Raw genomic sequence first — 23,687 nt, 5'->3', positions numbered from 1 at the left:
TTGTTCGCCACCGGATCACCCCGCCCGGTTGAAAGTCGAAAACGTGACGAGGCAGGTCTCCTGGCTCGCACCGTTCCATGTGCCCGCTGGTGCAGCGGGCTGGCGGGATGACGCCTTCCCGCGCGCGGGCGCAGTGGCTGTGTCGATCCGTTGTCGGTGCTTACAGTTGCGGGGGCAGCCGCGGCTTGTACCGCGTTCCCGTCTTAGCTTCGGCCTGGCCGAAGAACCTCGAAGTGGCAAGGCTACGCAGTGGCTGGCGGGTGGTCAACCATTGCTGTCGGGCTGGCCGACAACAAGTGGCGCAACTGCGTTACAGTGGTGGCTTTGAGCAGCGAGGCCCACCGGTGAAACCCCTGAACAAGCGCGATTTGGCACGCCTGGAGCGTGAACTGGTGGTTTGCCTGACCGAAGCCTGCGAAACCGCCAAGGCGGAGATCGTCGGTTTCAGCTGGCTTACCCATCGTCTGGCTCCCGAGGATTTTCCGGCCAGCCTGCGTATTACCTGGGTGTTCGAACGAGAGGCCGACAAGGCCGCCGCCGTGGCGGGCGACGCGAAGGTACGCATGCTGGCGCTGACCGGCCTGGCTTTGGAACAGGCCGGCATTCAGCTGGACCATCCGGCCTGGCATGTGCGGTTTGACAGTGAAGAGGCCTGCCAGCAGAGCCACGGGGGCGACTGGAGCAAGCGCTTGATGGGGCGCTGAACCAGGGGCATGCGCAGTCCTGGCTCTTGTAGGAGCGGCCTTGTGTCGCGATAGGGCTGCGAAGCAGCCCCAGGGTTTCAGCAAAGACGCACAAATTGCTGGGGCTGCTTCGCAGCCCTATCGCGACACAAGGCCGCTCCTACAGGGGCCGCGGCGCATTCGCGGAATCTGTTTTCCCGCGACAACGATGCCTCTATCCGTTAGGCTACGCATTCCCCTTTCACGAGGTGTTCGTCCAATGCGCCATTGATGCCGCCGTCCCTTCGACGGCCAGTCTTCAGCCTCCGGTTCGCTCCGGAGATGTCGCGGCATTTGTGGAGTTGTGCATGACGAACACGTCGATCCTGACGCTGGACAGCGTCTCCTTGGCCTTGCCTGACGGCAGGCTGTTATTTACCGACCTCAGCGAAACCTTCGACCAACGCCGCACCGGCCTGGTCGGGCGCAACGGTGTGGGCAAGAGCCTGCTCGGGCAAGTACTTGCCGGGCAGCGCGAACCAAGCAGCGGCCAGTGTCGGCGCCTTGGGCGCATCCATCTTCTGGACCAGCAGGTGATCGAGCGCAGCGCCACGGTCGCCGACCTGGCCCAGGTGGGCGCGGTGCTCGCTGCGCTGGAGCGCATCGAGCAAGGCAGCGTCGCACCCAGTGACTTCGACACTGTCGGCGAACGCTGGGATATCCGCGAGCAATTGCAGGGGCACCTGCAACGCCACGGCCTGGGCCAGCTCGACTGGCACCAGCCCGCCCACAGCCTGAGCGGTGGCCAGGCCATGCGCGTGGCGCTGGTCGGCGCCTGGCTCAGCGAAGCGGACTACCTGATCCTCGACGAACCGAGCAATCACCTGGACAGCAACGCCCGCGCCCAACTGCTGAGCATGATCGAAGCCTGGGACCGGGGCTTGCTGGTGATCAGCCATGATCGCAGCCTGCTCGCGCACATGACGCGCATCGTCGAATTGTCCAGCCTGGGCTTGCAGGCCTATGGCGGCAACTACAGCTTCTATTCGGCCCAGAAAGCCAGCCAGACGGCGCTGGCCCAACAGCAACTAGCCCGGCTGAAACAGGAGCAGCAACGCCAGGCGCGCGAACTGCAGCGCCAGCGCGAAGACCTGGAACGTCATCAAGCCCGCGCCGGGCGCAACGCCAGGCACGCCAACCAGGCCAAGATCCTGGTCGATCGCCAGCAGGAACGCAGCCAGGCCACTGCGGGCAAACAGCGCCGCGACCATCGCGACGCCCGGCAGGCGCTGCAGGGCAAAGTGCGTGACGCCGCTCGCGAAGTCGAGCAGGACAGCGCCATTACCCTGCATGCACCCACGCCGCAGCGTCATCCGGGCCGCGAAGTGCTGGCCTTGCAGGCGCTGCACCTGCCCCGCGGCACGCGCAAACCACTGAACCTGCGCTTGTGCCTGGGCCAGCGGCTGGGCCTGGTCGGCGCCAATGGCAGTGGCAAATCCACCCTGCTCAGGCTGATGAACGGTGAGTTGCCAGCACCGCCCGAGCGCCTGCGCCTCAGGGGTGAAACCGCCCTGCTCGACCAGCACTGCAGCGCACTACCAGGCCACACCAGCGTGCTCGACCACCTGCGCCAGGCAAACCCGACCCTGGCCCAGGGCGACTTGCGCAGCCGCCTGGCGCAACTGGGCCTGGATGCGGCCCGCATCGAACTGCCCAGCGGCCTGCTCAGCGGCGGTGAGCGGATGAAGGCGGCACTGGCCGCCGTGCTGTACCGCGAACGGCCGCTCGACCTGTTGCTGCTGGACGAACCGGGCAACCACCTGGACCTGCCGTCTCTGGCCGCACTGGAACACATGCTCGGGCAGTTTCGCGGGGCGCTGGTGGTGGCGTCCCACGACCAGGTACTGCTCGACCAGCTGGCGCTGGACGAGTACCTGCACCTGTAGAAGCCGCAATGAATGCATTGCAGGCTATCAATTCGTGACTGGCCGTTCCCGATCTGCCACGGATGTATTATGGTGGCGTGGTGCGCATATAACAGCAGCCCGAGCAATCGGGCACTTGCAAGACAATGAGGGTGTCATGAGCAACGAAAGCATTAATTGGGACAAGCTGGGTTTCGACTACATCAAGACCGACAAACGCTACCTGTCCGTATGGCGCAATGGCGAGTGGGACAAAGGCACCCTGACCGAAGACAACGTACTGCACATCAGTGAAGGCTCCACGGCCCTGCACTACGGCCAGCAGTGCTTCGAAGGCCTCAAGGCCTACCGTTGCAAGGACGGTTCGATCAACCTGTTCCGCCCGGACCAGAACGCCGCCCGCATGCAGCGCAGCTGCGCCCGCCTGCTGATGCCGCAGGTGCCGACCGATGTGTTCATCGAGGCGTGCAAGCAAGTGGTCAAGGCCAACGAGAAGTTCGTGCCACCGCATGGTAAAGGCGCCCTCTACCTGCGTCCGTTCGTGATCGGCACCGGTGACAACATTGGCGTGCGCACCGCCCCCGAGTTCATCTTCTCGATCTTCGCCATCCCGGTTGGCTCGTACTTCAAGGGCGGCATGAAGCCGCACAACTTCCAGATCTCCAGCTTCGACCGCGCAGCCCCACAAGGCACTGGCGCGGCCAAGGTCGGTGGCAACTACGCCGCCAGCCTGCAGCCGGGTGCAGAAGCGAAGAAAGCCAACTTCGCCGACGCCATCTACCTCGACCCGCTGACCCACACCAAGATCGAGGAAGTCGGTTCGGCCAACTTCTTCGGCATCACCGCCAACAACGAGTTCGTCACCCCGAAATCGGCTTCGGTGCTGCCAGGCATCACCCGCCTGTCGCTGATGGAACTGGCGCAATCGCGCCTGGGCCTGACCGTGATCGAAGGCGATGTGGAAATCAACAAGCTGGACCGCTTCATCGAAGCCGGCGCCTGCGGTACCGCTGCGGTGATCACCCCGATCGGCGGCATCGAGTACAACGGCAAGCTGCACGTGTTCCACGACCTGGAAAAGGTCGGCCCGGTTACCCAGAAGCTCTACAACGAGCTGACCGGTATCCAGAGCGGTGACGTGGAAGCACCAGCTGGCTGGATCGTCAAGGTTGCCTGAGGCGCTTTAACGGTTTGAAAAACGGGGCAGGCCAGCGATGGCATGCCCCGTTTTTTATTGGCTGATGGCACCGGCTGCGCCGGTGTTCGCGGCGAAAGCCGCTCCTGAAACCTGCACCGTCCCTGTAGGAGCGGCCTTGTGTCGCGAAAGGGCTGCGAAGCGGCCCCAGGATATCCGCACAATGCACAAATCGAGGGGCAGCGCAGGCTGGTAGTTTTCACGCAAGGCGACGCTGCATCAGCAGGTGCCGGGCTTTGTCGAAGGCCCAGTTGTACAGCACGGTATAGGGCAGGATGATCACGAAGAAGCCCAACTCCACCATGAACGCCTGCAGCAACGAAATCTCCAGCATCCACGCCGCCACCGGCAGGCACCACACCACCAGCCCGGCTTCGAAGCCCAGGCCGTGCACAAAGCGTGCGCCGGCCTTCCAGTGGATGCGCTCGACCCGCACGTAGCGATCGACCAGCGCGTTGTAGACCATGTTCCACAGCATGGCGATCACCGACAGGGTCACCGCCAGCGCCCCCGCCGTCGCCAGCGACTTGCCCATGATCCAGGACAACAGCGGCGCACACAGCAGCACGGCGAACACTTCATAACCGACGGCGTGAACCAGGCGTTCGGTGAAAGAGACGTTTTTCATTGCAAATTCCATCCATTGCGTGAGTCGTGCTTCCTATTTTCTTTGATAGAACTGATACTCTCGACATAGCTACCATCGGTTTTATCAATACCATGCGCTACTCACCCGAAGCTCTGGTCGCCTTTGTCGAAGCTGCATCGCTGGGTTCGTTTTCCGCTGCGGCGCGCAAGTTGCGCAAAAGCCAGTCCACCATCAGCATCGCCATCGCCAATTTCGAGGCCGATGTAGGTTGCCCGCTGTTCGAGCGTGGCGGTCGTCACCCCACGCTGAACGAGGCTGGGCGGCAGGTGCTGAGCCATGTCGAGGCGATTCTCGATGCCAGCGCCCAGCTCGATGCCCTGGCGGTGCGCCTGGCGGAAAACGTCGAGGCACTGGTCTCGGTGGTGATGTCGGACAGCTACAGCGTGACCTTCCAGGGCGCGGTGATGGCCCGCTTCGCCCAGCACTACCCGCATACCGAGCTGCGCTGCGGCCCCTCGGAAGATGCCGATGTGATCGAGCTGATCCAGCAGGGCCTGGCACACGTCGGCATTCTTGCCACCCAGCCCAGCTACCCCGCTGACGTTGCCGTGGCACGCTTGCCCGAGCAGGCCGAGTTTGGCGTGTACGTGGCCAGCGGGCATCCGTTGGCGGCTTTGCCACAGGTGCAGACGCAGCACCTGGAGAACGTCCGGCAGCTGTATATCAAGACCTATGCCCCCAGCTTGCACCACGGTCGTGGCCAAGCCTGGTCGGCACCGGACTACCTCACCCTGCTGGAGTTCGCCGTACGCGGGTTCGGCTGGGCCGAACTGCCCAGGGCTCTGGTGGCACGGTTTGGCAATGGGCTGGTGGAGCTGCAGGTGGCCGGGTACCCGCGACGGGTTGACATGGACGTGGCCTGGTCGAGCCGGCGCGCGCTCGGGCCGGCGGGGCAGTGGCTGGTGCGGCAGATGTTGGGGCAATAGGCCTTTATCGCCTGCAAGACCCTGGGGCTGCTGCGCAGCCCGTCGCGACGCGAGGCCGCTCCTACAGGGCACTAAAGCGAAAAATCCTACAACGTTTTAGGAAGCCCATTGCTCCCCCGCGAAGGCGTTCCTCGCTAGTGTTTTGGCCGTTGCGTCAAATCACTGGAAAAGGAACTCCTGATGAGCATCAGCAAAGCCATCCACATCGCCATGCAGGAAGAGATCCCCAACACCTACGGTACCTGTAATGCCTGCGAACGCTCCGGCCTGCCGATTCTGTTGCTGCGCGAGGCCTACGCCCCGCGCCCGGATACAGGGCGCCCCTATCGCCTGGCAGACGATAGCGAAATCATCTTCCACCCAATGCACACCGACCAGTTGCGCCTCCTGCGCCAGGGTTATGTCTACGTACTGCTCGACCAGGAAATCTGGCAGGCCTACGAGGTAGCGGCGGAAGGTACCTTGCAGCGCTTTCCGGTATCGCAGATGCCCTTCGGGCCACCCAGGTCGTTACCCAAGGTATGCGCCACCGAAGGCCACGATGTGATTGCCTCGTTCATCAACATCGATACCCTGCTCTACCGCAAGGCCTGGATCGCCTTCGCCAACGACCCCTGGCCTCGTGCGGTACTCGACCGCTATCGGCAAGGCATCGCCGACAGTGACCCGGATACCCTCGCCCGCTTCGTCGAAGTGGACCTGAACACCGCACGCAACGACCCTGCCAGCCTCGGCATCGCCATGACCGACAGCTTCCGCTTCGGCCTGGAACAGGTGCTGGAGTTCTCGACCTTTTCCTCTGCCAGATTTACCAGCGCTCATGGCTTTTACAGCCGCCTGGGCCGCTGGCATGAAACCCGCACGCATGTGCGCAATGTCATCCAGCAGGAACAACTGCCCAATGGCCTGCTGGCGCTGACGCTGCCCGACCCGGTCGGCATGGTCATGGAGCTCAACGCGCAACGCACTGGCTGGGTGCAAGCCCTGCAGGAATGGCGGGCGCAGCCGCAGCGGCACTTCGAGTACTTCACCTCCCAAGCACTACTGGGCATCCGCGAATTGCACGCTGCCATGGCGGCCGCGCAGGGTGCCGAGGACGCGCAGCGGGAAGCCCGGCAGGTCGAGCAATGGAACGACAGCCCGATCGCGGCCAAGGCGTATCTGCCGCCGGTGGACATCGACGCGCAGACCGAACGCAACATCGCGCGCAAACAGCAGGACGCCCGCGAGCGGCTGGAAGAGCGTTACGACGAAAGCGCCCGCGCCGCGTTCCAGGCCGATTACGACCGCGAACTGAAAAACTGGCAGTCGATGATCGACCAGGTTGGCGATCTGTATGCGCGGCACTATGCCAAGCGGGCGTTTCAGCAGATCGGCTACTACGACTATGACGCGACCTCCCCCGTTTCGGTGGAGTACTTCATCCAGATGATGGCCGCCTGCCTGGCCGGCGGGCCTACCGAAACCCTGCCGCAGGAGGGTCAGCCACTCGGGATCACCCAGCATATCTGGCAGCAGCTGCTGGAAGACGACCGCAGCCTGCTTTACCAGGCACTGCTGGCCAAGAACCAGAAGCTGATGCAGCAGGTGGCCAACGCGCTGTCCGGGGACGACTTCGGCAAGGTGTACGACATCATCAAGGGCATCGCCGGTACCGCCGACGGCCAGCTGTTGATGATCAAGCCGATACAGGATGCCGTTGGCCAGTTGCTGGCCGCGACCAACAGCGCCGGGAATGCGCTCAGCCAGCACCTGAGTGAACGGACCAAGACCCTGATCGGCCATGTGCATCGCTCGGCGTTTGCCCTGTTTGCGGGGCAGCAGGTAACGCCGCTGCGGGTGTCGCTGACAGTGGGCGAATACATGAGCCTGCTCAATGAAGCCCTGGAGGCGCGAACCGATGCGTTTCTGCAGCAGGTAGACAAGCAGTTCCGTGACCCACTGGGCCGCAAGGTGCGGGCCATGGTGCTGAGTGGCGCGATCAATATTGCGGCAGCGGGTAACCGTAGCCAGATGATCGAGGTGATGCTCTGGACGTTGGAAAGTGCTGAAAGTTTACAGGCGCGGCTGGTGCAGTTGCGCGAAGGTGCAGCCGGTGGCGTCGGGGCGCTGGTACGCAATGTTGCGATTGGTGCGGGTACGCTGCGTGCGCAGGTTTCCGATGGTTTGAAAATCAGCTCGATAGCCGCACAAAACATGGCGAGTGATGCTATGCGCAGCATGCGGGATGCGGCGACTAGTACCGGAAGTGTAGGCCTGCTCCTTACCTTGGGCAGTATATGGTTTCAGCAGGACAGCCTGGGCAAGAACTATCGAGCGCTGCATGAAACAAATACAAACAACCCGGAGGTGCTCGCAACAATCTGGTCATCATCGCTTGGGGTACTTGGGGCAAGTGTTGAAACAGCAGGTTTCACCATAGCGCTGGTACGTCCCAATCCAGAATGGCCTGGAACAATCACCAATTCATCGTTGGCAAGCAAATTAGCCAGGTATGGTGGTGCTATCACAGCTATGGCAGGCCTCATGGATGGAGCCCAGTATGCCTTTGCAACTTTCCGCACAATTGAAAATGGCGACAATACGGCCTCATCAAAATACCGTATTGCCAGCGCAACAGCGTTTCTATCGACACTTTCTGGAGTAGCTGTGGCATTCGGAAAAGCCGCTCTGCTCGGCCCCCTTGGCATTACGATAGTGCTAGTACTGGCCACATACACATTAGCCACAATAGCAAAACGGAAAGAGTCAACGCCTACGGAGCTATGGTCAAGGCGCTGTAGATGGGGCATTCCAACAGCGCAACGTGCGTGGTCCGAAGCCGAGCATCTTGACGCTGCGATTGGAGCTCTCAATGCAGCAACTCTTGGTGTCCAGGCAGATGCTAGAGTCAACCTTAGCTTGGCATCGAATGTTCATCTTGATACTGCCGCTCCGGAAGGAACGATCATTAGCGATGGTCACGCGGTACCTGCAGTTTTCATGCTCGACTTCCACTTTACCTTACCAAACTATCAAACCAACCAATCTTACTACCGCTGGGAATTACATCTTTATCAATCCGGGTTACACGAAAACACAATAATCCTCTCAGGCGAGAGCGCACCAAACTCCGCACTAACGATCACACAACCCAGCAATGTAAATATTTTTCCACTTGACAATGACAAACGACACCTGAGCAAATTCGACAGCGAACGAGGAGTATTTACCACCCAATATTCCTTACCGCTGCATGACAACCACCACATTCGCGACATCAAATTCATCTTAGATTATCGCCCGAATAAAAATGACGATACAGGTAATGCACGCCTGGAGATCAAAGAAAATAAAATAAAAATCAAGGACCTCTGACAATATGAATCGCCCACTATTAAACCCACCTAGCCCACGCTGGATAAAGGACCTACCCACACCTTGTGAGTCGCCTACTGTAGAACCCCTCATGAAAAAACAAGCACCGAATCATCAGTGTGCAATCTACTTAGAGATCGCCCGACAAAGCACTACACCGCGATGTGCAAGCTCAATACTTACCGTGATACTATGCATTCCACTCACGCTCAATATTTATTTAATGCTCTCCTCACTCGACATCAAAAATCCAGAATCCATAATATATTCGACCCTTGAGCTCATGCTGATAACCTGGGGAGTTGCCACAGGAATTCTTATTGATACTACGCCACCACTCGACGAACCTATCAGATTCAACCGCCTCCGCCAAAAAATCTACGCCTACAACTTTATGCGCCAGTGGTGGAATCCTTTCGACATGGGCAAAATCGCAGCCGTGAGTTACGACTGGTCGCAAGTCCGAGCTGAATTGTGGGCACAAACCAGAAGTGGGCTCATTGTCAGATGGGGCGTCATGCTTTCAATCGTCGCACCGGGCACGAACAATGTTATCGATCGTTTCCACCTGAGTATGATGGGTACCGATGAGCTTACGTGGGCCTATATCTGCACCTACATGCAAGAAGGCCCCTCGGCACTACCCCCGCCCGGCACACCTAAAGACCATGACGATATTCTCTGGTGTGAGTTCGCCCTGCGCTTGGCCCCCCGAGTAGCGTGGCCAACGGAAATGGATCTGGAGTCGAGAACCGCCCCCTGAGATTGGAACAGAAGGAAAGTGAAACAGTCATCAGTGATAGCAGTACGGTGGCCGTAGGCTTTGTACTGAACGCTTATCAATGGAAGCTGGACTTGCCTTGTTTATTGGCCTGGTCCTGATTACAACTCAGCTCGAGCACAGATAACAATGAAAGAGAACAACATCAGTTCTTTGGAGCACCTCAATTGGCCTCCCCATTACTAGTCCCTCCTTGCGCTGGCTGGAAGGAGGATCTGCCTGGCCCAGCCACTCCTCCAGCCGTTGATAGGAATTTGGGCAGGCAGATACCAAACCATCAAGATACGATTTACCTTGAAGTGCCTCGGTCCCCTATTTCACCTAGAGGTATCCTCTCGGCACTCTCCGTACCTGCGGCCATATTTACGCTGCAGGTTCCTCACATGATCTTCAAAGGCTGGAGTATTGGCAGCATAGAGCTAGTCATCATTGGAATTCTTGTACTGCTCCTTGGCGTCTGGTGTACGTTTTTTGGATACCAAGTTGATATATCCCCCCCTCGCGACCTACCCATCAGGTTCAACCGTGCGCGCCAGAAAATCTACGCCTACAACTTCAAACGCCAATGGTGGAACCCCTTCGACAAAGGCAAGGTCGTGCCGGTCAGTTACGAATGGTCCCAAGTCCGCGCCGAGCGCTGGTCACAAACCGGCGCCCTGCCAAACGGTGGGGTCATTTTCAAATGGGGTGTCATGCTGTCCATCGTCGCGCCGGGCACGAACAACGTCATCGACCGTTTTCACCTGAGTACGATGGGTGCCGACCAGCATGCCTGGGCCTACATCTGCACCTACATGCAGGAAGGCCACTCAGCCCTGCCACCACCCGGCCCCCCCCAAGGATCACAACGATGTGCTCTGGTGTGAGTTCGCCCTGCGCCTGGCACCCAAAGTGAGCTGGCCAGCTGATATGGACCTTGAATCGCGAACCGCACCTTGAACCGGCCACGGCGGGTGCGCCCCACTCAATCTCCCGCCGGCACATCCACCACCTTCCAGCTGTCATCCGGGTCGAAGCGTTTCATCTCCTTGGCCAGCTTGTCGCCGTGCGGCCCGAGGTCTTTCTCGAACACCTCGCCGTCATGGCTGATCATGAAGCTCATCACCCCGGTGTCATCGTACCTGGCCGGCCAGGCAACCATGGCGAAGCCACGGCTCATCTGGTTGCCGATCAGGTAGCTGTAGGCACCGCCGGGGGCAGATGGGCCCTGTGCATCGAGGATGCGGAAGTGGTAGCCATACCAGGCGTCGCCGACCATGTCCTGGCCGAACAGCGGGCCCAGCGGGCTGACCTGGCCATCGCCGTCGTCGTCCCAGTACAGCCCGTCATGCTTGCCGGGCTCGCTGAATATCTTCTGCGCGTACTCCAGCGCACCGTTGCCGTTGTGGTCCTGGCTGGCATAGTCCATCTGCGCATCGTGGTAGGCCAGCATCGACTGCATGGCGCCCAGCTCGTTGCGGCCAATACGCCGGGCGCGGATTTCAGAGCTGCCGGCCTTGAGGTCGAAACGCCAACCCTCGCCGCCTTTGGTCAACGGTATGGGCAACGTCCAGTGATCACTGCCCACCGCGAGGATGGCCTTGTTTGCCCCCGACATGTCGATGCTGTGCTGCACGCGATACTGCGCCAGGAACGTGTCCACGTCACTGCGTTGCACACCGCCGCGCGGTATGTAGGTACGCCAGTCATCGCCCAGCAACTGGGCCAGGCGGGCTTCATCAGGTTTCTCCTCGCCCAGCGCGGCAACAAAGGATTCCACGGCCTTCTCCGGTGTCGGGAAGACTTCCTGCGCAGCGGCCAGGGTTGACCAGGCCATACCGGCTGCGATTACCAGTGCCGCTATCGATTGACGGTTCATCGACGGCCACCTCCCCCGCGGCGTGCGGGCGCACTGGGCCGGGAAATCTGGTGCCCGGCGGCACGCGATGCGCTCGGGCGCTGGGCGAACGACTGGCTGGTGCGGCCACGGCTGGCCTGCGCGCTGGTGCGCGAGGGTGAACGCACGCCGTCGAAGGCATTGTTACGCGCCCGGCCGGCGGTATTGGAAGACCGGTTTTGCGCCAGCTGCCGCCCCTGGCCTTCACCCTGCCTGCGCTGGTTCACCTGGTTGTTCTGCTGCCGAGCCTGGGTGTTGCGGGTTTCCTGTCGGCGGTCGGTTGCCCGCGGGTTGTCGCTACGAGGCTGCATGCGGTTGCCGACCGAATTGCCCGCCTGCGCCTCGCGCATCTGCTGGCGTGCCTGGCGGTTGCTGGTGGCCGGCCGTTCGATGCCGGCCCGGTCCATCGACGCCCTGGCCTTGTCCCGCGCCTGGGCGCGCTGGGCGTCATCGCCGCGGAAGGCAGTACGCTGGGTGGCACCGTCCAGCTGGCGACCGTACTGCTGGCGGCTGCGGGAGTCGCGGTACGGCACGCCGTCGCGGTTGGCGGCGTTGTGCTGCCATTTGTTCTGGTTGTTGGTGATGCGGTTGTTGGCGTTGATGTTGTTGTAGCGGTTGACGTCGATGTCGATGTCGTTGTTGCCCCAGTCGCAGTCACCCCACAGCGAGGCAACGATCGCCACGCCGGTACCGAAGGCCAGGCCCGCCACCAGCGCGGAACCGGGGTAGTACATGGGCGGTGGCGGGTAGTACGCCGGCGGCGAAGCCGGGTAGGCCCAGGTGCCGTAGGTGGTGGTCGGGTTGTAAGTGGGCACATACACCACTTGCGGGTCGGACGGCTCGATGATGATGGTGGTGGGCGGGCTGCTGGCCGTAACCACCTGGGTGCTGCTACCGCTGGAGGCCGGTGCTGGTGCCGGGGCGGTCTGCACGGTCACGTTCTGGTACTGGTTGCTCTGTAGGTTGCCGGCGGCCTGGGCCTGGTGACGCAGGCGCTGCACGCCGCCCATGACATCGTCGGGCTGCGCGAGGAAGGCATCGCCCAGCCGCTGCACCCAGACCGGGTCCTGCCCCAGGGTTGCCAGCACCTGTGGGAAGGCCACAAGCGCTTGTACGCTTGGGTCCCAGGGCTGGTTCGCCACCTTCTTGACGGCATCGTCGCCGGTGGCCTTGGGGTTGGCCTTGGACCAGGTCACCGCTTCGCTCACCTGCCCCGGATAAGTGGAAGCCATCAATACCTGGGCCAGCAGCGCATCGGGGTACAGCGCGATGGGCGCGAGCATCTGGTCCAGTTGCTCCTGGGTGAACACCGGGTCCTTGGCCACGACCGTGTCGGCTTGTGGTGCCGGGTCGGGGGCAGGTACGTCTTCTGCCAGCACCAGGCCGGGCGTGGCGCTCAGATACAGGATTACCGACAGGACCGCTGACAGTGGGATGCGCATCGCTTCTCTCCATGAGATCAGACCGCGTGGATTAAGGGTAGCAATGGCGATGCTTTTGGCCAGATGTGCGGGCGCAAACTTTTCGCGCTCTAAAGGTGAGGGTGGTTGCTGCTTTTGAATCTATATCAGGGCTGGGCTGAGATCTGTAATTGACTGTACCGGCCCTTTCGCGGGCACGCCCGCTCCCACAGGGTCACCACAGGTTCGAACATTGTGGAGTACCTGTGGGAGCGGGCGTGCCCGCGAAGAGGCCGGCGCATGCACAAGACCGTATCCCAAAAAGGAGCCCACCCTGATGAACACGCCCCGCCTCATCGCCGTGATCATGCTGGCCGTGCTCTGCACCTCGGCCTGGGCGGCCACCGACCGTGCCGAACGGCGCCGCGAGGCCCGCGATGTGCGGCAGGAAACCCGCCAGGACGCGCGGCAGACCAAACAGGATTGCCGCCACGCCGACCAGCAAAGCAACGCCGGCTGCCGACAGGACAAACGCCACACCAAGCAGCAAGGCCGTGAGCGCGCCCGCGACATAAAATACTGAGCGGGCGGTGCTCAGCCGCCCAGGGCGATGATCGCCAGGATCAGTGACGCCCCGACTACCGCCAGGACCACGCCGGTCAACAGGGTGCGGCCACCGGAATAGCGTGCCAGCAGCCAGCCCGCAAGGAAGAGCATGGCCAGGGCGACCAGGTTCGATACGCGAATGGCCGTACCGGTGGTCTCGATCAGCAGGAACGGAATGACCATCGGGAAAGTTGCCAGTACCACCAGCAGGAAAGTGGCCAGGGCCGCCTTCAAATCATCCAGCCCCAGGCGTGCCGGCAGCGGGCGGCCAGCATCACGCAACATGCGCCCGCGCAGCATCTCCAGCCCGTCTTCATCCATTGCCAGGCCGATGCGCTCTGGCAGCGTATCGGCAATCAGCCTGCGCCCCTGATTGATATCACCGGCTTGCAGGCGGGCCAGCAAGGTCCGGCTGCGGGTGCGTTCGGTCCAGGTACGCAGCAGGTAGATGACGGCATCAGCCAGGCCCCAGGCCAGGTTGCAGCCGAGCGCGGCAATCAGCATCAGCCGCGCGTCTTCACGCCCTGCGGTGGCCACGCTCAGCGAGCCGATGAAGGTCATCGCCATCAACAGGCCGAAGATGACTTCGGTGATCCGGTCGATCGGCTCCAGCACGCCCCATTTACGCGGTTGCTCGTCTTGCCCCATCGCACCCTCCCAGGAACCATCGATAGTCACTATCGAGAATGGCAATTTCTGCCGAACGACATGGCCGAATAACCTAGCTCCATCGACTCGCCGCCCACCACCCCGGCCCCTGGAGCTACCTGATGAACACCTTGGCCCGCCTGCTGTCCGCCACCCTTGCCGTTATTGCCATCGCCATCATCAGCGGCTGTGCCAGCCACCCCGAACTGCGCCCCTACACCGCCGAGGAAACCCGTCAACTGCAACTGGAAGCCTTGCAACGCCGTGGCCTGTCGCTGGACGACTACGAGCAGCAACGGCGGGTAATCCAGCGTGCCGGCAACCTGCCCGTGGTGACCGAAGCTGCCGACGCCGACCGTTCGACCAAAGGCTGAGTGGGCTAGTCAGCGGTTCCCTCCCGTTACCTGCACAGGTATGCTCTACCGCTCAACCGCAAGCCTTCCAGGACGGAGACCATGACCAGGCCCCTTCTGTTGCTGAGTGCTGCACTGCTGTTCAGCCCCATGCTGCTGGCCCAACAGATCAAACGCGAACTGGGCGGCTTCGACTTCACGCTCGGCACCACCCCCTCACGCAGCATGGCCCAGGGTCTGATATCGCCCAGCGCCATCGGTGCATTCCACGGCGGCCTCGACTTCAGCCACCCCAGCGGGTGGTACCTTGGCCAGTACGCCCCAAGCATGGGCGTTACGCCCGACTCCACCCTGCGGCTGGACAGTTACCTGGGCTACAAGCACCAGTTCGACAGTAGCCTGGGTTACGAGGTGGGGTTGATCCATTATAGTCAGCCAAACATCTCAGGCCCCGACAGCTATGCCCTGTACGGCGGCGTTTCGGTGCTGGGCAGCCGTTTCGGTGGAGCGCTGCGCAACAACCCCGACAACCGCACCGGCACGCTATTCGCAGACTTCGGCCAATTGCCACTGTTTGACGTCGACCTGAGCGTCAAGCTCGCCCATCACCGTCTGGGTACGCCATTCACCATTGGTGATGGCAGCCAAGTGAATGCCTTTTCCGATTGGTCGCTGGAGCTGTCCCGGCCCTGGCTCGGCATCGACCTGAACCTGATCTACAGCAACTCCAACCTCAGTGGAGGCGGGTGTGATGCGTACTCGGGCATCAACACCTATTGCAACAGCATGGTCACGCTCAAGGCGCAACGCAGTTTCTTTTAACGCCGTGGCGCCAGCGCCAGGGCGATACCGCCCAGCACCACCACGCACGCCACCAGCAAGCGCAACGACAATGGCTCGCCGATCAGGCCAACCCCGCCCAACGCCGCAATCACCGGGACGCTGAGTTGCATGGTCGCCGCCTGCTGCGCGCTGACTTGCCTGACCACGCCGTACCACACGGCATAGCCCGCACCCGAGGCCAGCACACCGGAGCCCAGCGCATACAGCAAGCCGAGCGGGCTCAGGTGCAAGCCGGCGCCCAGCAACAGCATCGGCGCCAGCAGCACCAGACACGGCAGGCTCCGGGCGAAATTGCCGGCAGTGTCGGCCAGCGGCCTGGGTGAGCCTTTGCCCAGCAGCGTGTACACGCCCCAGGCCACGCCGGACAGGGCCATCAGCAAGGCACTGGCAAAGGGTGGCGCCGCGGTACCGGGCAACAGCAGCACCAGCAGGCCGGCGAAGGCGATCAGCATGCCCAGCAGCATCCGCGCGGTGATAGGTTCGCCTTTGTACCAGGCAAAGCCGAACATGGTGATCTGCACCGCGCCGAACAGCAGCAACGCACCCGCGCCTGCGCCCAGCTGCAGGTACGCCGCAGAAAACAGGAACGCGTACAGGAACAGTGCCAGGCCGCCGCGCCAGCTGCCCCCCATGGCAAGCGCGGGTTTGCGCAGGCGGAGCAACAGCAGCAGGAACAGTGCACCACTGGCCAGGCGCACCACGGTGAAGGATGCCGGGTCGATGGCCCCGTCCTTCAGCGCCAGCCGGCAGAACACCGAGTTGGCAGCGAAGGCCACCAGGCTGAAAAGTGCAGGCCAGAGCCAGGCCCGGGCCTTGCGGTCGGTGAGCGTGGTGGTGCTGGTGCTCATGGTGTGGTCACCTCTGAGATCGATTGTTGTCATGGCGGCCATGCTGGTAGGGCCAGCACCGATATACAACATAGTGTTTATCCGCCGCCACCACCGAATCGCCCGGACCTATACCGCTGCCACCGCCTCGATTTCCACCAGCATGCCGTCCAGCGCCAGCCGGGGTACCGGTATCAGCGTGCAGGTCGGCTTCATGCAAGGGCCCCAGGCCCTGTCAGCCTCGGCTACCCACTCACGCAGGCGCGTTTCGGAATGCTCGACGATCAGCAGGGTCAGCTTGAACACCTGGGCCAGGCTGGCGCCTTTCGACGCCAGGGCAACCTCCAGGTTGGCCAGTGCCTGGCGCGCCTGCTCGGCGAACAGCGGCGACAGTTGCCCGTTGCGGCCCTCCCCGCCCTGGCCGGCGATGAACAGCAGGCGGCTGTCGGCATGCACCTCGGCGACATGGGAATAGGCGTTGCCGCTGGGGTCGTACAGGCCTTCGGGATTGCTCAGCTGAAACGCGGTTGAATGGCTCACGGTAAACCCTCGATCAGTTGGAAGAGGCGCGGAGTATCGAACCTTGAGTTAACTCGAGGTCAAGCGCGGTTTTCAGGGGCGGGCTTGTTCGCGAAACAGGCGCCGAGTGTAGGACGTTTCGCACAGCGCACGAGCTTCCGTGAACCACGCGTTCATATGCGAAGTGGCCGTCAGGCGCTAGATTGCGAGGCCCGGCATGGAGGCCTGTACGTAACAAGGATAAAGCGATGAGCAAATACAATTTTCAACTGGCCTACACCATCAAGCCAAACAACCCTGCCCGAGATGAAACCGATGCGGCGCAGGCCCGTCTGCACCTGCGCGAGAAAATTGGCCTGGACACCGTCGAGCACATTGAGACCACCCTGCTCGGGATGGTCACACTCAAAGGCGCCACACTTGCAGAGCGCAAGCGCGAAGCCGAAAAGCTGCTTCACGACTACATCCATGAAGCGCTCAAGCAACTGCGTGTGCTGTCGACCGTGAAGTTCTACGGTTGCTTGATGGTGGACGGACTGGGCGCAGCCATTCGCTTCGACATCCTGCCCAAATGAACAGCGACGGCATCAGGCGCCCCCGCGCCTGATGCCGCGCACCGTCATTTTTCCTGCAGTACCGCCCTGCCCTTCACCGCCCGAGGCCCGCGCCAGGCCCAGAACAGCAAACCGGGGAATGGCGCGTAGACCACGAACACGATCCACAGCATCTTGCGCTCGGCGCGCCGGTCACTGCCGATGATGTGCCAGATGGCCCAGATTTCCAGCAGGATCACAAAGGCCGCGACGATGATCCAGATCGTTCCGATTTCCATGAGCGCTCTCCCATTTGGCATGTAATGGGTTGGGTTGCAGAGGCTGCCGAGGGTTCAGATTGATTTGGCTGGCGGCATGGCACCGCGGCCCTTTGTAGGAGCGGCCTTGTGTCGCGATGGGCTGCGCAGCAGCCCCAGGATCTTTGCCCTACGAAATACCGCAGGGGGCTGCTTTGCAGCCCATCGCGACACAAGGCCGCTCCTACAGGGAGCAGTGACAGCTCTCAATGCCGTGGTGCAGTCTCCAGCGCCGCCTTCAACGCCGGCGCATCGGCAAATGCACGCTGGCTCACCAGCGTACCTTGCTCCAGTTGCAACCACTGCACCTGGCCATCCTGCCCGGGATAACGGCTGGCCACCCGCCCGTCACGGTCCAGCAGCACCCGGTAGTTGTAATCGCGCATGGCGGGGATGGCGAACAGCTTGCTGATCAGCGCCGGCATGCGCTGGATATCGGCGACGAACACCGCATCGCGCGCTTCCAGGTAACCCTTGGGCTGTTCGGCCAGCGCCGCCTTCACCAGCTTGGCACCGTCCATGTCGCGCGCCACCAGCAGGATGTGCGTACCGGCGCCGAGGCTGTAAGCCTGGTCGTGCTGGTCGAGCAGCGTCCACGGCGCAAGCTTGTCGCCCGGTTCCAGGGCATTGGCCAGCAAGGGCATCAGGCAAAGCAACAAGGCAGCGGCGTACTTCATCAAGGGTATCCTCAGTCACGGGAGCATCAGCATAGCGGCAACGGGCCAAGCCAGGCAGGTTGCCTGAACACGACCTGGAACACGACACGGCCACCCGGGAGATTGTCTTTCCCCCGGCCACCCGCCACACTCTCAAGGCCAGCCAGGAAGCGGAGTCCAGAGTGCCCACGCCACGCCAGTTCAGCAAGAAGACCAGTACCAGCAACATGCTGCGGCTGAAGTCCACCAGCGCCAATGCCCAGGCCCCCTATCGGGTCGATTTCGTATTGCTCGAACACTTCTCGATGGCCAGCTTCACCGTGGCCATGGACGTGCTGGTCACGGCCAACCTGCTGCGCGCCGACAGCTTCCAGTTCACCCCGCTGTCGCTGGAAGGCGACCGCGTGCTCAGCGACCTGGGGCTGGAGCTGGTGGCCACCGAGTTGTCCGCCGAGGCGCTGAAGGAGCTGGACCTGCTGGTGATCTGCGGCGGCCTGCGCACGCCATTGAAGTACCCCGAACTCGACCGCCTGCTGGGCGATTGCGCGGCCCACGGCATGGCCCTGGGCGGGCTGTGGAACGGCGCATGGTTCCTCGGCCGCGCCGGGGTGCTGGATGACTATGGCTGCAGTATCCACCCCGAACAGCGCGCCAGCCTGTCCGAGCGCAGCCCGCAGACGCGAATCACCCCGGCCAGCTTCACCCTCGACCGCGACCGCCTCAGCGCTGCCAGCCCCAATGGCGCCATGGAGCTGATGCTCGGCCTGGTGCGCCGGCTGTATGGCGACGGCCTGGCCGAAGGCGTCGAGGAAATCCTGTCGTTCTCCGGTGCCCGCTACCGCCAGGTCGGCCCAGGCGCGAAGAAGTCCATGAGCCTGCACCTGCGCACCATCGTCGAACTGATGGAGAACAACCTCGAGGAAACCCTCAGCCTCGACCAGCTGGCCGCCTACAGCGGGCGCTCGCGCCGGCAGATCGACCGCCTGTTCCAGGCCCAGCTGGGCACTTCGCCGCGGCGTTACTACATGGAGCTGCGCATCACCAAGAGCCGCCGCCTGTTGCAGTATTCCGACCTGTCGGTGATGGAAGTGGCAGTGGCTTGCGGGTTTGTTTCGGTGTCGCACTTCAGCAAATGCTATGCGGCTTACTTTGGCTACCCGCCGTCGCGTGAGCAGCGGTTGGGCGAGTGAGCATCAAGGCGTCATTCATGTGTCGCCTGGGCCGTCCCTTTCGCGGGCGCGCCCGCTCCCACAGGATCACCACAACATTCAAGGCAGATGCAGTACCTGTGGGAGCGGGCATGCCCGCGAAGGGGCCAGCCCAGGCACTGGAAAACCTTCAGGGGCGGCGCTCGATCTGGATATACCGCAACACCGCATCACAGATCATGGCCTTGTGACGCAGCTTGACCTGCTCATCGGACAGGTCGATCTGGAAGATCTCGCCAAAGGTGTGGCGGTTCGACACCCGGTAGAAGCAGAACGAGCTCATCAGCATGTGCAGGTCGATGACCTCGATGCCGGCGCGGAACACACCTTCCTGCACCCCACGGCGCAAGGTACTGCCCAGGGCCTCGAGCACCAGGCTGCTCATTTCGCGAATCGCCGGCGACTGCTTGACGTACTCGCCGTAATGGATGTTTTCGGTGCAGATGATCCGCACGAAATCGACGTTGCGGTCGTGGTGATCGAAGGTGAACTCCACCAGCCGGCGAATCGCCTGCTCGGCCGGCAGCGACTCCAGGTCCAGGCTTTGCTCGGTCTTGCGGATGTCGCCGTACAGCTTGATCAGGCACTCGCAGTACAACTGCTCCTTGCTGCCGAAGTAGTAGTAGATCATGCGCTTGGAGGTGGCGGTGCGCTCGGCGATGGCGTCGACGCGGGCACCGGCCAGCCCTTGCTGGACGAACTCGTTGATGGCGGCCTGGAGGATGTCCTCGCGCGTTTTCTCGGGGTTGTTCTTGCGCGTCTTGCGCCCCCCTTCGGTTTCAGGCTGGCCGAGGCTGACTACGGAATCACTCATACCCACTCACAGGCTGTTTATTGGAATGGAGGGATTATCCGCGAGCGCGGCCATGCAGGGAAGCGCGCTGTTGGTCGGGTAGCCATCATCCACGGCTGCTGCCCAGCCAGGCGCAGGGTCAGTCGCGCTGGGCGGTATTGCGCTCCAGCGGCGGGGTCAGGTGCAGCACACGGTTGCGCCCGCCTTCGGCCAGCAGGTAGCCGCCCTTGCCATCGGCAACGATCGACTGCGGCGCCTTGAGGAACGACAGCACGGTCTGCCGCGTGCCGTCGGCGCCGATGCGCAGCAGCCGGGCCCGGTGGGTGTTGTCTTCGCTGATCCACAGGCCGCGCTGGTCGCAGAACAGGAACGTCGGGTTGCGCAGGCCATCGACCACCACCGGGTCCCGGCCATCGTCGGACAGGGCGCGGACCTTGCCGTTGGCCTTTTCGGTATACAGCAAACGCCCGTCGCTGCAGCGGGTCAGGCCTTCGGTTTCGGTCAGGCCGGAGCGCAGCACATCGAGCTGGCCGCTGCGCCAGTCATAGCGCATCAAACGGCCATTGCCCTTGCGGTCCTCGATGGCGTACAGGTGCTCGCCGTCGTTCCACAGGCCCTGCACGCTCTCGCCGTCGAACAGCCGCGTGACCTGGCCATCGCGGGCCAGGCTCACCGGGGCAAACCCGCCTTCCTGGCTGAACACCCAGCCTCCCTGCGCCGCCACCATGCCGTCGGGTTTGGACAGGTTGTCGATGACCACCACCCGATTACCCTGGGCGGTGATCCTGAGGATGCTGCCACGGCCATCGTCCAGTTCGCGGCTGACCAGCAGGCTGCCATCGGCTTGCGGTAACAGCGACGCGGCCTTGGTCACGTCGCGGTGCAGCACCTCGACGCCCCAGCCGGAGGCGGCCTGGACCGGGTAGAAACTCTGCCAGGCAAAGAAGCCCAGGGTGGCCGTGAGCAGGCCGGCGGTGGCGGCCAAGGCGATGCGGGTGCTGCGCTTGCGCAGGATGTGCGACATGTAGGGCTCCTCGGGAATGCCGGGGAGCCTAGCAAGCGAATGTGAAAAAAATGTCGAAATGGACCAACCATTACAAAACAAAAGGATATAAAAATAACTAAACAATCTAACAAACAGGAATATAAAAATTGAAAGCCAAACGCCACCTCCTTAGTCTGGGCACATCGTTTCCCCTCCAACTCAAGGAGCAATGCCAATGCCCGCCCGTGCCTTCTCCCCCTTGCGCCGCCTGTTGATCGGCGGCTTGCTGGCCAGTGTCGCCAGTACCCTGTTGCCTTGGTCCCAAGCCCTGGCCGACGAGGCCAGAACCCTGCGCATCGGCTACCAGAAGTTCAACAGCATCAACATCCTCAAGGGCAGCGGCGCCCTGGAGAAGGCCCTGGCACCGCAAGGCGTGAAAGTCAGCTGGCACGAGTTCGCCGCCGGCCCGCAGTTGCTCGAAGCCTTGAGCACCGGCGCCATCGACCTCGGCCATGCCGCCGACGCACCCTCGGTGTTCGCCCAGGCTGCAGGCAAGCCGGTGGTGTACCTGGCCGCCGAGCAACCCTACCCACGCGGCATCGGCCTGGTGGTGCGCGAGCAGGACCACCTGGCCAGCGTGCAAGACCTCAAGGGCAAGCGCGTGGCCACCGGCCGCGGCTGGAACGCCCAATACCTGCTGGCCGTTGCCCTGGAACAGGCCGGCCTCAGCTACCAGGACATCACCCCGGCCTACGTCAACAACGCCGCCGATGCCGTCGCTGCCCTGCAATCGGGCAGCGTCCAGGCTGTGACCCTGTGGGACCCGTTCCTCGCCGCAGCAGAAAGCCAGCCGGGCCTGAAGAACCTGCGCGACGGCAGCGGCCTGTCCAACAACCGCACCTTCTACCTGTCCACCGCCAGCTTCGCCGACCAGCATCGCGCCTTGCTGAAGACTTTCTTCGCCGAACTGGGCAAGGTCAGCCAGTGGGCCAATGCCAAGCCTGCGGAAGTTGCCGCGCTGCTGGCCCCGCAACTGGGGATCAACGCCAATGTGCTGCAAGTGGCCAGCGAGCGGCGCAACTACAACGCCGTGGCCATTACCCCGCAGATCGTTGCCGAGCAACAGAAGCTGGCCGATACCTTCCAGGGCCTGGGCCTGATTCCACGCAAGCTGCAGGTGGCCGACGCGGTCTACCCGGCTTCCGTATTGCCTTGAGCGGAGCGCGCCCACCATGCCCCGCCCGATTCGCTTCAACGCCTTCAGCATGAATGCCGCCAGCCACCAGTCCCCCGGCCTGTGGCGCCACCCGCGCAACACCAGCGTGGCCTTCAACCGCCTGGGCTACTGGACCGACCTGGCCCGCCTGCTCGAACGCGGCCTGTTCGATGCCCTGTTCATCGCCGATGTGCTGGGCATCTACGACGTCTACCAGGGCGGCCCCGAAGCCGCCCTGCGCGGTGGCGTGCAGGTGCCGGTCAACGACCCGCTGCTGCTGGTGCCGGCCATGGCCGGGGTTACCGAGCACCTGGGCTTCGGCGTCACCTTCTCGCTCACCTACGAACACCCCTACCCGTTCGCCCGGCGCATGTCGACGCTCGACCACCTGAGCAATGGCCGGGTCGGCTGGAACATCGTCACCGGCTACCTCGACAGTGCCGCGCGCAACCTGGGCCTGGAACGCCAGCTGGGCCACGACCAGCGCTATGACCTGGCCGAGGAATACCTGCAGGTGCTTTACAAGCTCTGGGAGAAAAGCTGGGACGACGATGCGGTGCTGCTGGAGCGTGACAGCGGGCGCTATATCGAACCCGCCCGGGTACACCCCATCAACCATGTGGGCGAGCACTTCCAGGTGCCGGGCATGCACCTGTGCCAACCTTCGCCGCAACGTACGCCGGTGCTGTTCCAGGCCGGTGCTTCGGCACGCGGCCAGCAGTTCGCGGCGCGGCACGCCGAATGCGTGTTCATCAGCGGGCCGACGCCCACGGTACTGCGCCGCTACGCCGACGGCATCCGCCAGGCCAGCGAGGTGGCCGGGACGAGGTGCTGATCTACGCCCAGGCGCTGTTGATCGTCGCCCCTACCCGAGAGGAGGCCGAGGCGCGCTTCGCCGAATACCGCCGTTATGTCGACCTGGACGCCGCCCTGGCGCTGCTGTCGGGCTGGACCGGCATCGACTTTGCCGGCCTCGACCCCGATGCGCCCATCGAATACGTCGAGAACGATGCCGGTCGCGCGGCCCTGGCCGCCTTCACCGCCGCCGACCCGAACCGCCGCTGGACCGTGCGCGAGGCTGCCGAGTTCGTTGGCCTGGGCGGCCGTGGCCCGGTGCTGGTGGGTACTGCCAGCGAGGTGGCCGACCAGCTGGAAAGCTGGCAGGACCAGACCGGCATCGATGGCTTCAACCTGACCTACGCAGTGCAACCGGACGACCTGGCAAATGTGGTCGAGCTGCTGGTGCCGGAGCTGCAACGCCGTGGCCGCTACCCGCTGAGTCATGCCGAAGGCACCTTGCGCCACAAGCTGTTCGGCCAGGGCGACCGCTTGCCGGAAGGGCACGCTGGCCGGCAGGTTCGCATTCAGCCGGCAAATACTGGGTATTCCAACATTTAATTTGTGGATGGCAC

General features: G+C 62.8%; 23 protein-coding genes, 1 pseudogene and 1 riboswitch. Of the genes and pseudogenes, 14 read left to right on the top strand and 10 right to left on the bottom strand.

Going from position 1 to position 23,687, the window contains the following annotated elements; all coding sequences use genetic code 11:
- Positions 1-32: 32 nt before the first annotated feature.
- A riboswitch (cobalamin riboswitch) is annotated at positions 33-246 on the bottom strand.
- A 98-nt stretch (positions 247-344) separates the two neighbouring features.
- The 3 genes from C163_RS11650 (at position 345) to C163_RS11640 (ending at position 3,764) form a co-directional block, all read left to right on the top strand.
- The gene (locus C163_RS11650; RefSeq protein ID WP_025338917.1) at positions 345-704 is read left to right on the top strand and encodes a hypothetical protein; all 360 of its coding nucleotides are present in this window, start codon (positions 345-347) and stop codon (positions 702-704) included.
- Between the two features lie 326 nt (positions 705-1,030).
- Complete coding sequence (locus C163_RS11645; protein ID WP_025338916.1) at positions 1,031-2,608, top strand: ATP-binding cassette domain-containing protein; 1,578 nt, start codon at positions 1,031-1,033, stop codon at positions 2,606-2,608.
- A 136-nt stretch (positions 2,609-2,744) separates the two neighbouring features.
- A complete protein-coding gene (locus C163_RS11640; RefSeq protein ID WP_013972500.1) occupies positions 2,745-3,764 on the top strand; it encodes a branched-chain amino acid aminotransferase in 1,020 nt (339 codons plus the stop codon).
- Positions 3,765-3,981: 217 nt separating this feature from the next.
- Here C163_RS11640 and C163_RS11635 read toward each other — a convergent pair whose 3' ends face one another.
- Positions 3,982-4,410 carry a multidrug/biocide efflux PACE transporter gene (locus C163_RS11635; RefSeq protein ID WP_025338915.1) on the bottom strand — a complete coding sequence of 143 codons (429 nt, stop codon included), beginning with the start codon at positions 4,408-4,410 and terminating at the stop codon, positions 3,982-3,984.
- A gap of 92 nt (positions 4,411-4,502) precedes the next feature.
- Here C163_RS11635 and C163_RS11630 point away from each other — a divergent pair, with 92 nt between their 5' ends.
- The 4 genes from C163_RS11630 (at position 4,503) to C163_RS11615 (ending at position 10,361) form a co-directional block, all read left to right on the top strand.
- Positions 4,503-5,357, top strand: a complete 855-nt coding sequence (locus C163_RS11630; RefSeq protein ID WP_025338914.1) for a LysR family transcriptional regulator — start codon at positions 4,503-4,505, stop codon at positions 5,355-5,357.
- Between the two features lie 180 nt (positions 5,358-5,537).
- The gene (locus tag C163_RS11625) at positions 5,538-8,714 is read left to right on the top strand and encodes a T6SS effector BTH_I2691 family protein (RefSeq protein WP_025338913.1); all 3,177 of its coding nucleotides are present in this window, start codon (positions 5,538-5,540) and stop codon (positions 8,712-8,714) included.
- Between the two features lie 91 nt (positions 8,715-8,805).
- On the top strand, positions 8,806-9,477 hold the full coding sequence (locus tag C163_RS11620; protein WP_256220402.1) for a DUF6708 domain-containing protein: 672 nt from the start codon (positions 8,806-8,808) through the stop codon (positions 9,475-9,477).
- A gap of 401 nt (positions 9,478-9,878) precedes the next feature.
- On the top strand, positions 9,879-10,361 hold the full coding sequence (locus C163_RS11615; protein ID WP_256220401.1) for a DUF6708 domain-containing protein: 483 nt from the start codon (positions 9,879-9,881) through the stop codon (positions 10,359-10,361).
- 98 nt (positions 10,362-10,459) lie between these two features.
- Here C163_RS11615 and C163_RS11610 read toward each other — a convergent pair whose 3' ends face one another.
- Together C163_RS11610 and C163_RS11605 are read right to left on the bottom strand one after the other, a co-directional pair.
- Complete coding sequence (locus C163_RS11610; protein WP_025338911.1) at positions 10,460-11,353, bottom strand: DUF2950 domain-containing protein; 894 nt, start codon at positions 11,351-11,353, stop codon at positions 10,460-10,462.
- On the bottom strand, positions 11,350-12,813 hold the full coding sequence (locus C163_RS11605; protein WP_025338910.1) for a DUF3300 domain-containing protein: 1,464 nt from the start codon (positions 12,811-12,813) through the stop codon (positions 11,350-11,352). The genes C163_RS11610 and C163_RS11605 overlap by 4 nt, the downstream gene beginning before the upstream one ends.
- 295 nt (positions 12,814-13,108) lie before the next feature.
- Between C163_RS11605 and C163_RS11600 the strand changes: the two genes are divergently transcribed.
- The gene (locus C163_RS11600; protein WP_025338909.1) at positions 13,109-13,354 is read left to right on the top strand and encodes a hypothetical protein; all 246 of its coding nucleotides are present in this window, start codon (positions 13,109-13,111) and stop codon (positions 13,352-13,354) included.
- Between the two features lie 11 nt (positions 13,355-13,365).
- Here the strand turns inward: C163_RS11600 and C163_RS11595 are convergent, their stop codons facing one another.
- Positions 13,366-14,025: a VIT1/CCC1 transporter family protein gene (locus C163_RS11595; protein WP_025338908.1), complete on the bottom strand. Its 660-nt coding sequence runs from the start codon at positions 14,023-14,025 to the stop codon at positions 13,366-13,368.
- A gap of 122 nt (positions 14,026-14,147) precedes the next feature.
- Here C163_RS11595 and C163_RS11590 point away from each other — a divergent pair, with 122 nt between their 5' ends.
- Both C163_RS11590 and C163_RS11585 read left to right on the top strand, forming a co-directional pair.
- Positions 14,148-14,399, top strand: a complete 252-nt coding sequence (locus C163_RS11590) for a hypothetical protein (protein WP_025338907.1) — start codon at positions 14,148-14,150, stop codon at positions 14,397-14,399.
- Positions 14,400-14,480: 81 nt separating this feature from the next.
- A complete protein-coding gene (locus C163_RS11585; RefSeq protein WP_025338906.1) occupies positions 14,481-15,200 on the top strand; it encodes a TorF family putative porin in 720 nt (239 codons plus the stop codon).
- On the opposite strand, the gene C163_RS11580 is transcribed toward C163_RS11585, so the two are convergent.
- Positions 15,197-16,069 carry a DMT family transporter gene (locus tag C163_RS11580; RefSeq protein WP_025338905.1) on the bottom strand — a complete coding sequence of 291 codons (873 nt, stop codon included), beginning with the start codon at positions 16,067-16,069 and terminating at the stop codon, positions 15,197-15,199. The two genes, C163_RS11585 and C163_RS11580, sit on opposite strands and share 4 nt — an antisense overlap.
- Before the next feature lie 108 nt (positions 16,070-16,177).
- Positions 16,178-16,588, bottom strand: a complete 411-nt coding sequence (locus tag C163_RS11575) for a RidA family protein (protein WP_025338904.1) — start codon at positions 16,586-16,588, stop codon at positions 16,178-16,180.
- A gap of 227 nt (positions 16,589-16,815) precedes the next feature.
- Here C163_RS11575 and C163_RS11570 point away from each other — a divergent pair, with 227 nt between their 5' ends.
- The gene (locus C163_RS11570; protein ID WP_025338903.1) at positions 16,816-17,142 is read left to right on the top strand and encodes a hypothetical protein; all 327 of its coding nucleotides are present in this window, start codon (positions 16,816-16,818) and stop codon (positions 17,140-17,142) included.
- A gap of 44 nt (positions 17,143-17,186) precedes the next feature.
- On the opposite strand, the gene C163_RS11565 is transcribed toward C163_RS11570, so the two are convergent.
- Both C163_RS11565 and C163_RS11560 read right to left on the bottom strand, forming a co-directional pair.
- The gene (locus tag C163_RS11565; protein ID WP_013972488.1) at positions 17,187-17,399 is read right to left on the bottom strand and encodes a PLDc N-terminal domain-containing protein; all 213 of its coding nucleotides are present in this window, start codon (positions 17,397-17,399) and stop codon (positions 17,187-17,189) included.
- 224 nt (positions 17,400-17,623) lie between these two features.
- Positions 17,624-18,094, bottom strand: coding sequence for a hypothetical protein (locus C163_RS11560; RefSeq protein ID WP_025338902.1), 471 nt, complete (start codon positions 18,092-18,094; stop codon positions 17,624-17,626).
- A gap of 161 nt (positions 18,095-18,255) precedes the next feature.
- On the opposite strand from C163_RS11560, the gene C163_RS11555 reads away from it, so the two are divergent.
- Positions 18,256-19,263 carry a GlxA family transcriptional regulator gene (locus tag C163_RS11555; RefSeq protein ID WP_025338901.1) on the top strand — a complete coding sequence of 336 codons (1,008 nt, stop codon included), beginning with the start codon at positions 18,256-18,258 and terminating at the stop codon, positions 19,261-19,263.
- Between the two features lie 148 nt (positions 19,264-19,411).
- On the opposite strand, the gene C163_RS11550 is transcribed toward C163_RS11555, so the two are convergent.
- Positions 19,412-20,095 (bottom strand): TetR/AcrR family transcriptional regulator, encoded by a 684-nt coding sequence (locus tag C163_RS11550; RefSeq protein WP_025338900.1) that lies wholly within the window; start codon positions 20,093-20,095, stop codon positions 19,412-19,414.
- 118 nt (positions 20,096-20,213) lie between these two features.
- Positions 20,214-21,098, bottom strand: a complete 885-nt coding sequence (locus C163_RS11545) for a hypothetical protein (protein WP_025338899.1) — start codon at positions 21,096-21,098, stop codon at positions 20,214-20,216.
- A 196-nt stretch (positions 21,099-21,294) separates the two neighbouring features.
- Here C163_RS11545 and C163_RS11540 point away from each other — a divergent pair, with 196 nt between their 5' ends.
- The gene (locus C163_RS11540) at positions 21,295-22,275 is read left to right on the top strand and encodes an aliphatic sulfonate ABC transporter substrate-binding protein (RefSeq protein WP_025338898.1); all 981 of its coding nucleotides are present in this window, start codon (positions 21,295-21,297) and stop codon (positions 22,273-22,275) included.
- A gap of 16 nt (positions 22,276-22,291) precedes the next feature.
- A pseudogene (locus tag C163_RS11535) lies at positions 22,292-23,673 on the top strand (LLM class flavin-dependent oxidoreductase).
- Positions 23,674-23,687: the final 14 nt, after the last annotated feature.

Source organism: Pseudomonas sp. FGI182 (assembly GCF_000511325.1).
Lineage (GTDB): Bacteria > Pseudomonadota > Gammaproteobacteria > Pseudomonadales > Pseudomonadaceae > Aquipseudomonas > Aquipseudomonas putida_Z.
This window is presented reverse-complemented; position numbering and strand designations above follow the sequence as displayed.

Bases quoted from the DNA above. Each gene is read 5' to 3' on its own strand.
- C163_RS11645 (WP_025338916.1), top strand. From the start codon at position 1,031: ATGACGAACACGTCGATCCTGACGCTGGACAGCGTCTCCTTGGCCTTG.
- C163_RS11640 (WP_013972500.1), top strand. From the start codon at position 2,745: ATGAGCAACGAAAGCATTAATTGGGACAAGCTGGGTTTCGACTACATC.
- C163_RS11635 (WP_025338915.1), bottom strand. From the start codon at position 4,410: ATGAAAAACGTCTCTTTCACCGAACGCCTGGTTCACGCCGTCGGTTAT.
- C163_RS11630 (WP_025338914.1), top strand. From the start codon at position 4,503: ATGCGCTACTCACCCGAAGCTCTGGTCGCCTTTGTCGAAGCTGCATCG.
- C163_RS11625 (WP_025338913.1), top strand. From the start codon at position 5,538: ATGAGCATCAGCAAAGCCATCCACATCGCCATGCAGGAAGAGATCCCC.
- C163_RS11620 (WP_256220402.1), top strand. From the start codon at position 8,806: ATGAAAAAACAAGCACCGAATCATCAGTGTGCAATCTACTTAGAGATC.
- C163_RS11615 (WP_256220401.1), top strand. From the start codon at position 9,879: ATGATCTTCAAAGGCTGGAGTATTGGCAGCATAGAGCTAGTCATCATT.
- C163_RS11610 (WP_025338911.1), bottom strand. From the start codon at position 11,353: ATGAACCGTCAATCGATAGCGGCACTGGTAATCGCAGCCGGTATGGCC.
- C163_RS11605 (WP_025338910.1), bottom strand. From the start codon at position 12,813: ATGCGCATCCCACTGTCAGCGGTCCTGTCGGTAATCCTGTATCTGAGC.
- C163_RS11600 (WP_025338909.1), top strand. From the start codon at position 13,109: ATGAACACGCCCCGCCTCATCGCCGTGATCATGCTGGCCGTGCTCTGC.
- C163_RS11595 (WP_025338908.1), bottom strand. From the start codon at position 14,025: ATGGGGCAAGACGAGCAACCGCGTAAATGGGGCGTGCTGGAGCCGATC.
- C163_RS11590 (WP_025338907.1), top strand. From the start codon at position 14,148: ATGAACACCTTGGCCCGCCTGCTGTCCGCCACCCTTGCCGTTATTGCC.
- C163_RS11585 (WP_025338906.1), top strand. From the start codon at position 14,481: ATGACCAGGCCCCTTCTGTTGCTGAGTGCTGCACTGCTGTTCAGCCCC.
- C163_RS11580 (WP_025338905.1), bottom strand. From the start codon at position 16,069: ATGAGCACCAGCACCACCACGCTCACCGACCGCAAGGCCCGGGCCTGG.
- C163_RS11570 (WP_025338903.1), top strand. From the start codon at position 16,816: ATGAGCAAATACAATTTTCAACTGGCCTACACCATCAAGCCAAACAAC.
- C163_RS11565 (WP_013972488.1), bottom strand. From the start codon at position 17,399: ATGGAAATCGGAACGATCTGGATCATCGTCGCGGCCTTTGTGATCCTG.
- C163_RS11560 (WP_025338902.1), bottom strand. From the start codon at position 18,094: ATGAAGTACGCCGCTGCCTTGTTGCTTTGCCTGATGCCCTTGCTGGCC.
- C163_RS11550 (WP_025338900.1), bottom strand. From the start codon at position 20,095: ATGAGTGATTCCGTAGTCAGCCTCGGCCAGCCTGAAACCGAAGGGGGG.
- C163_RS11545 (WP_025338899.1), bottom strand. From the start codon at position 21,098: ATGTCGCACATCCTGCGCAAGCGCAGCACCCGCATCGCCTTGGCCGCC.
- C163_RS11540 (WP_025338898.1), top strand. From the start codon at position 21,295: ATGCCCGCCCGTGCCTTCTCCCCCTTGCGCCGCCTGTTGATCGGCGGC.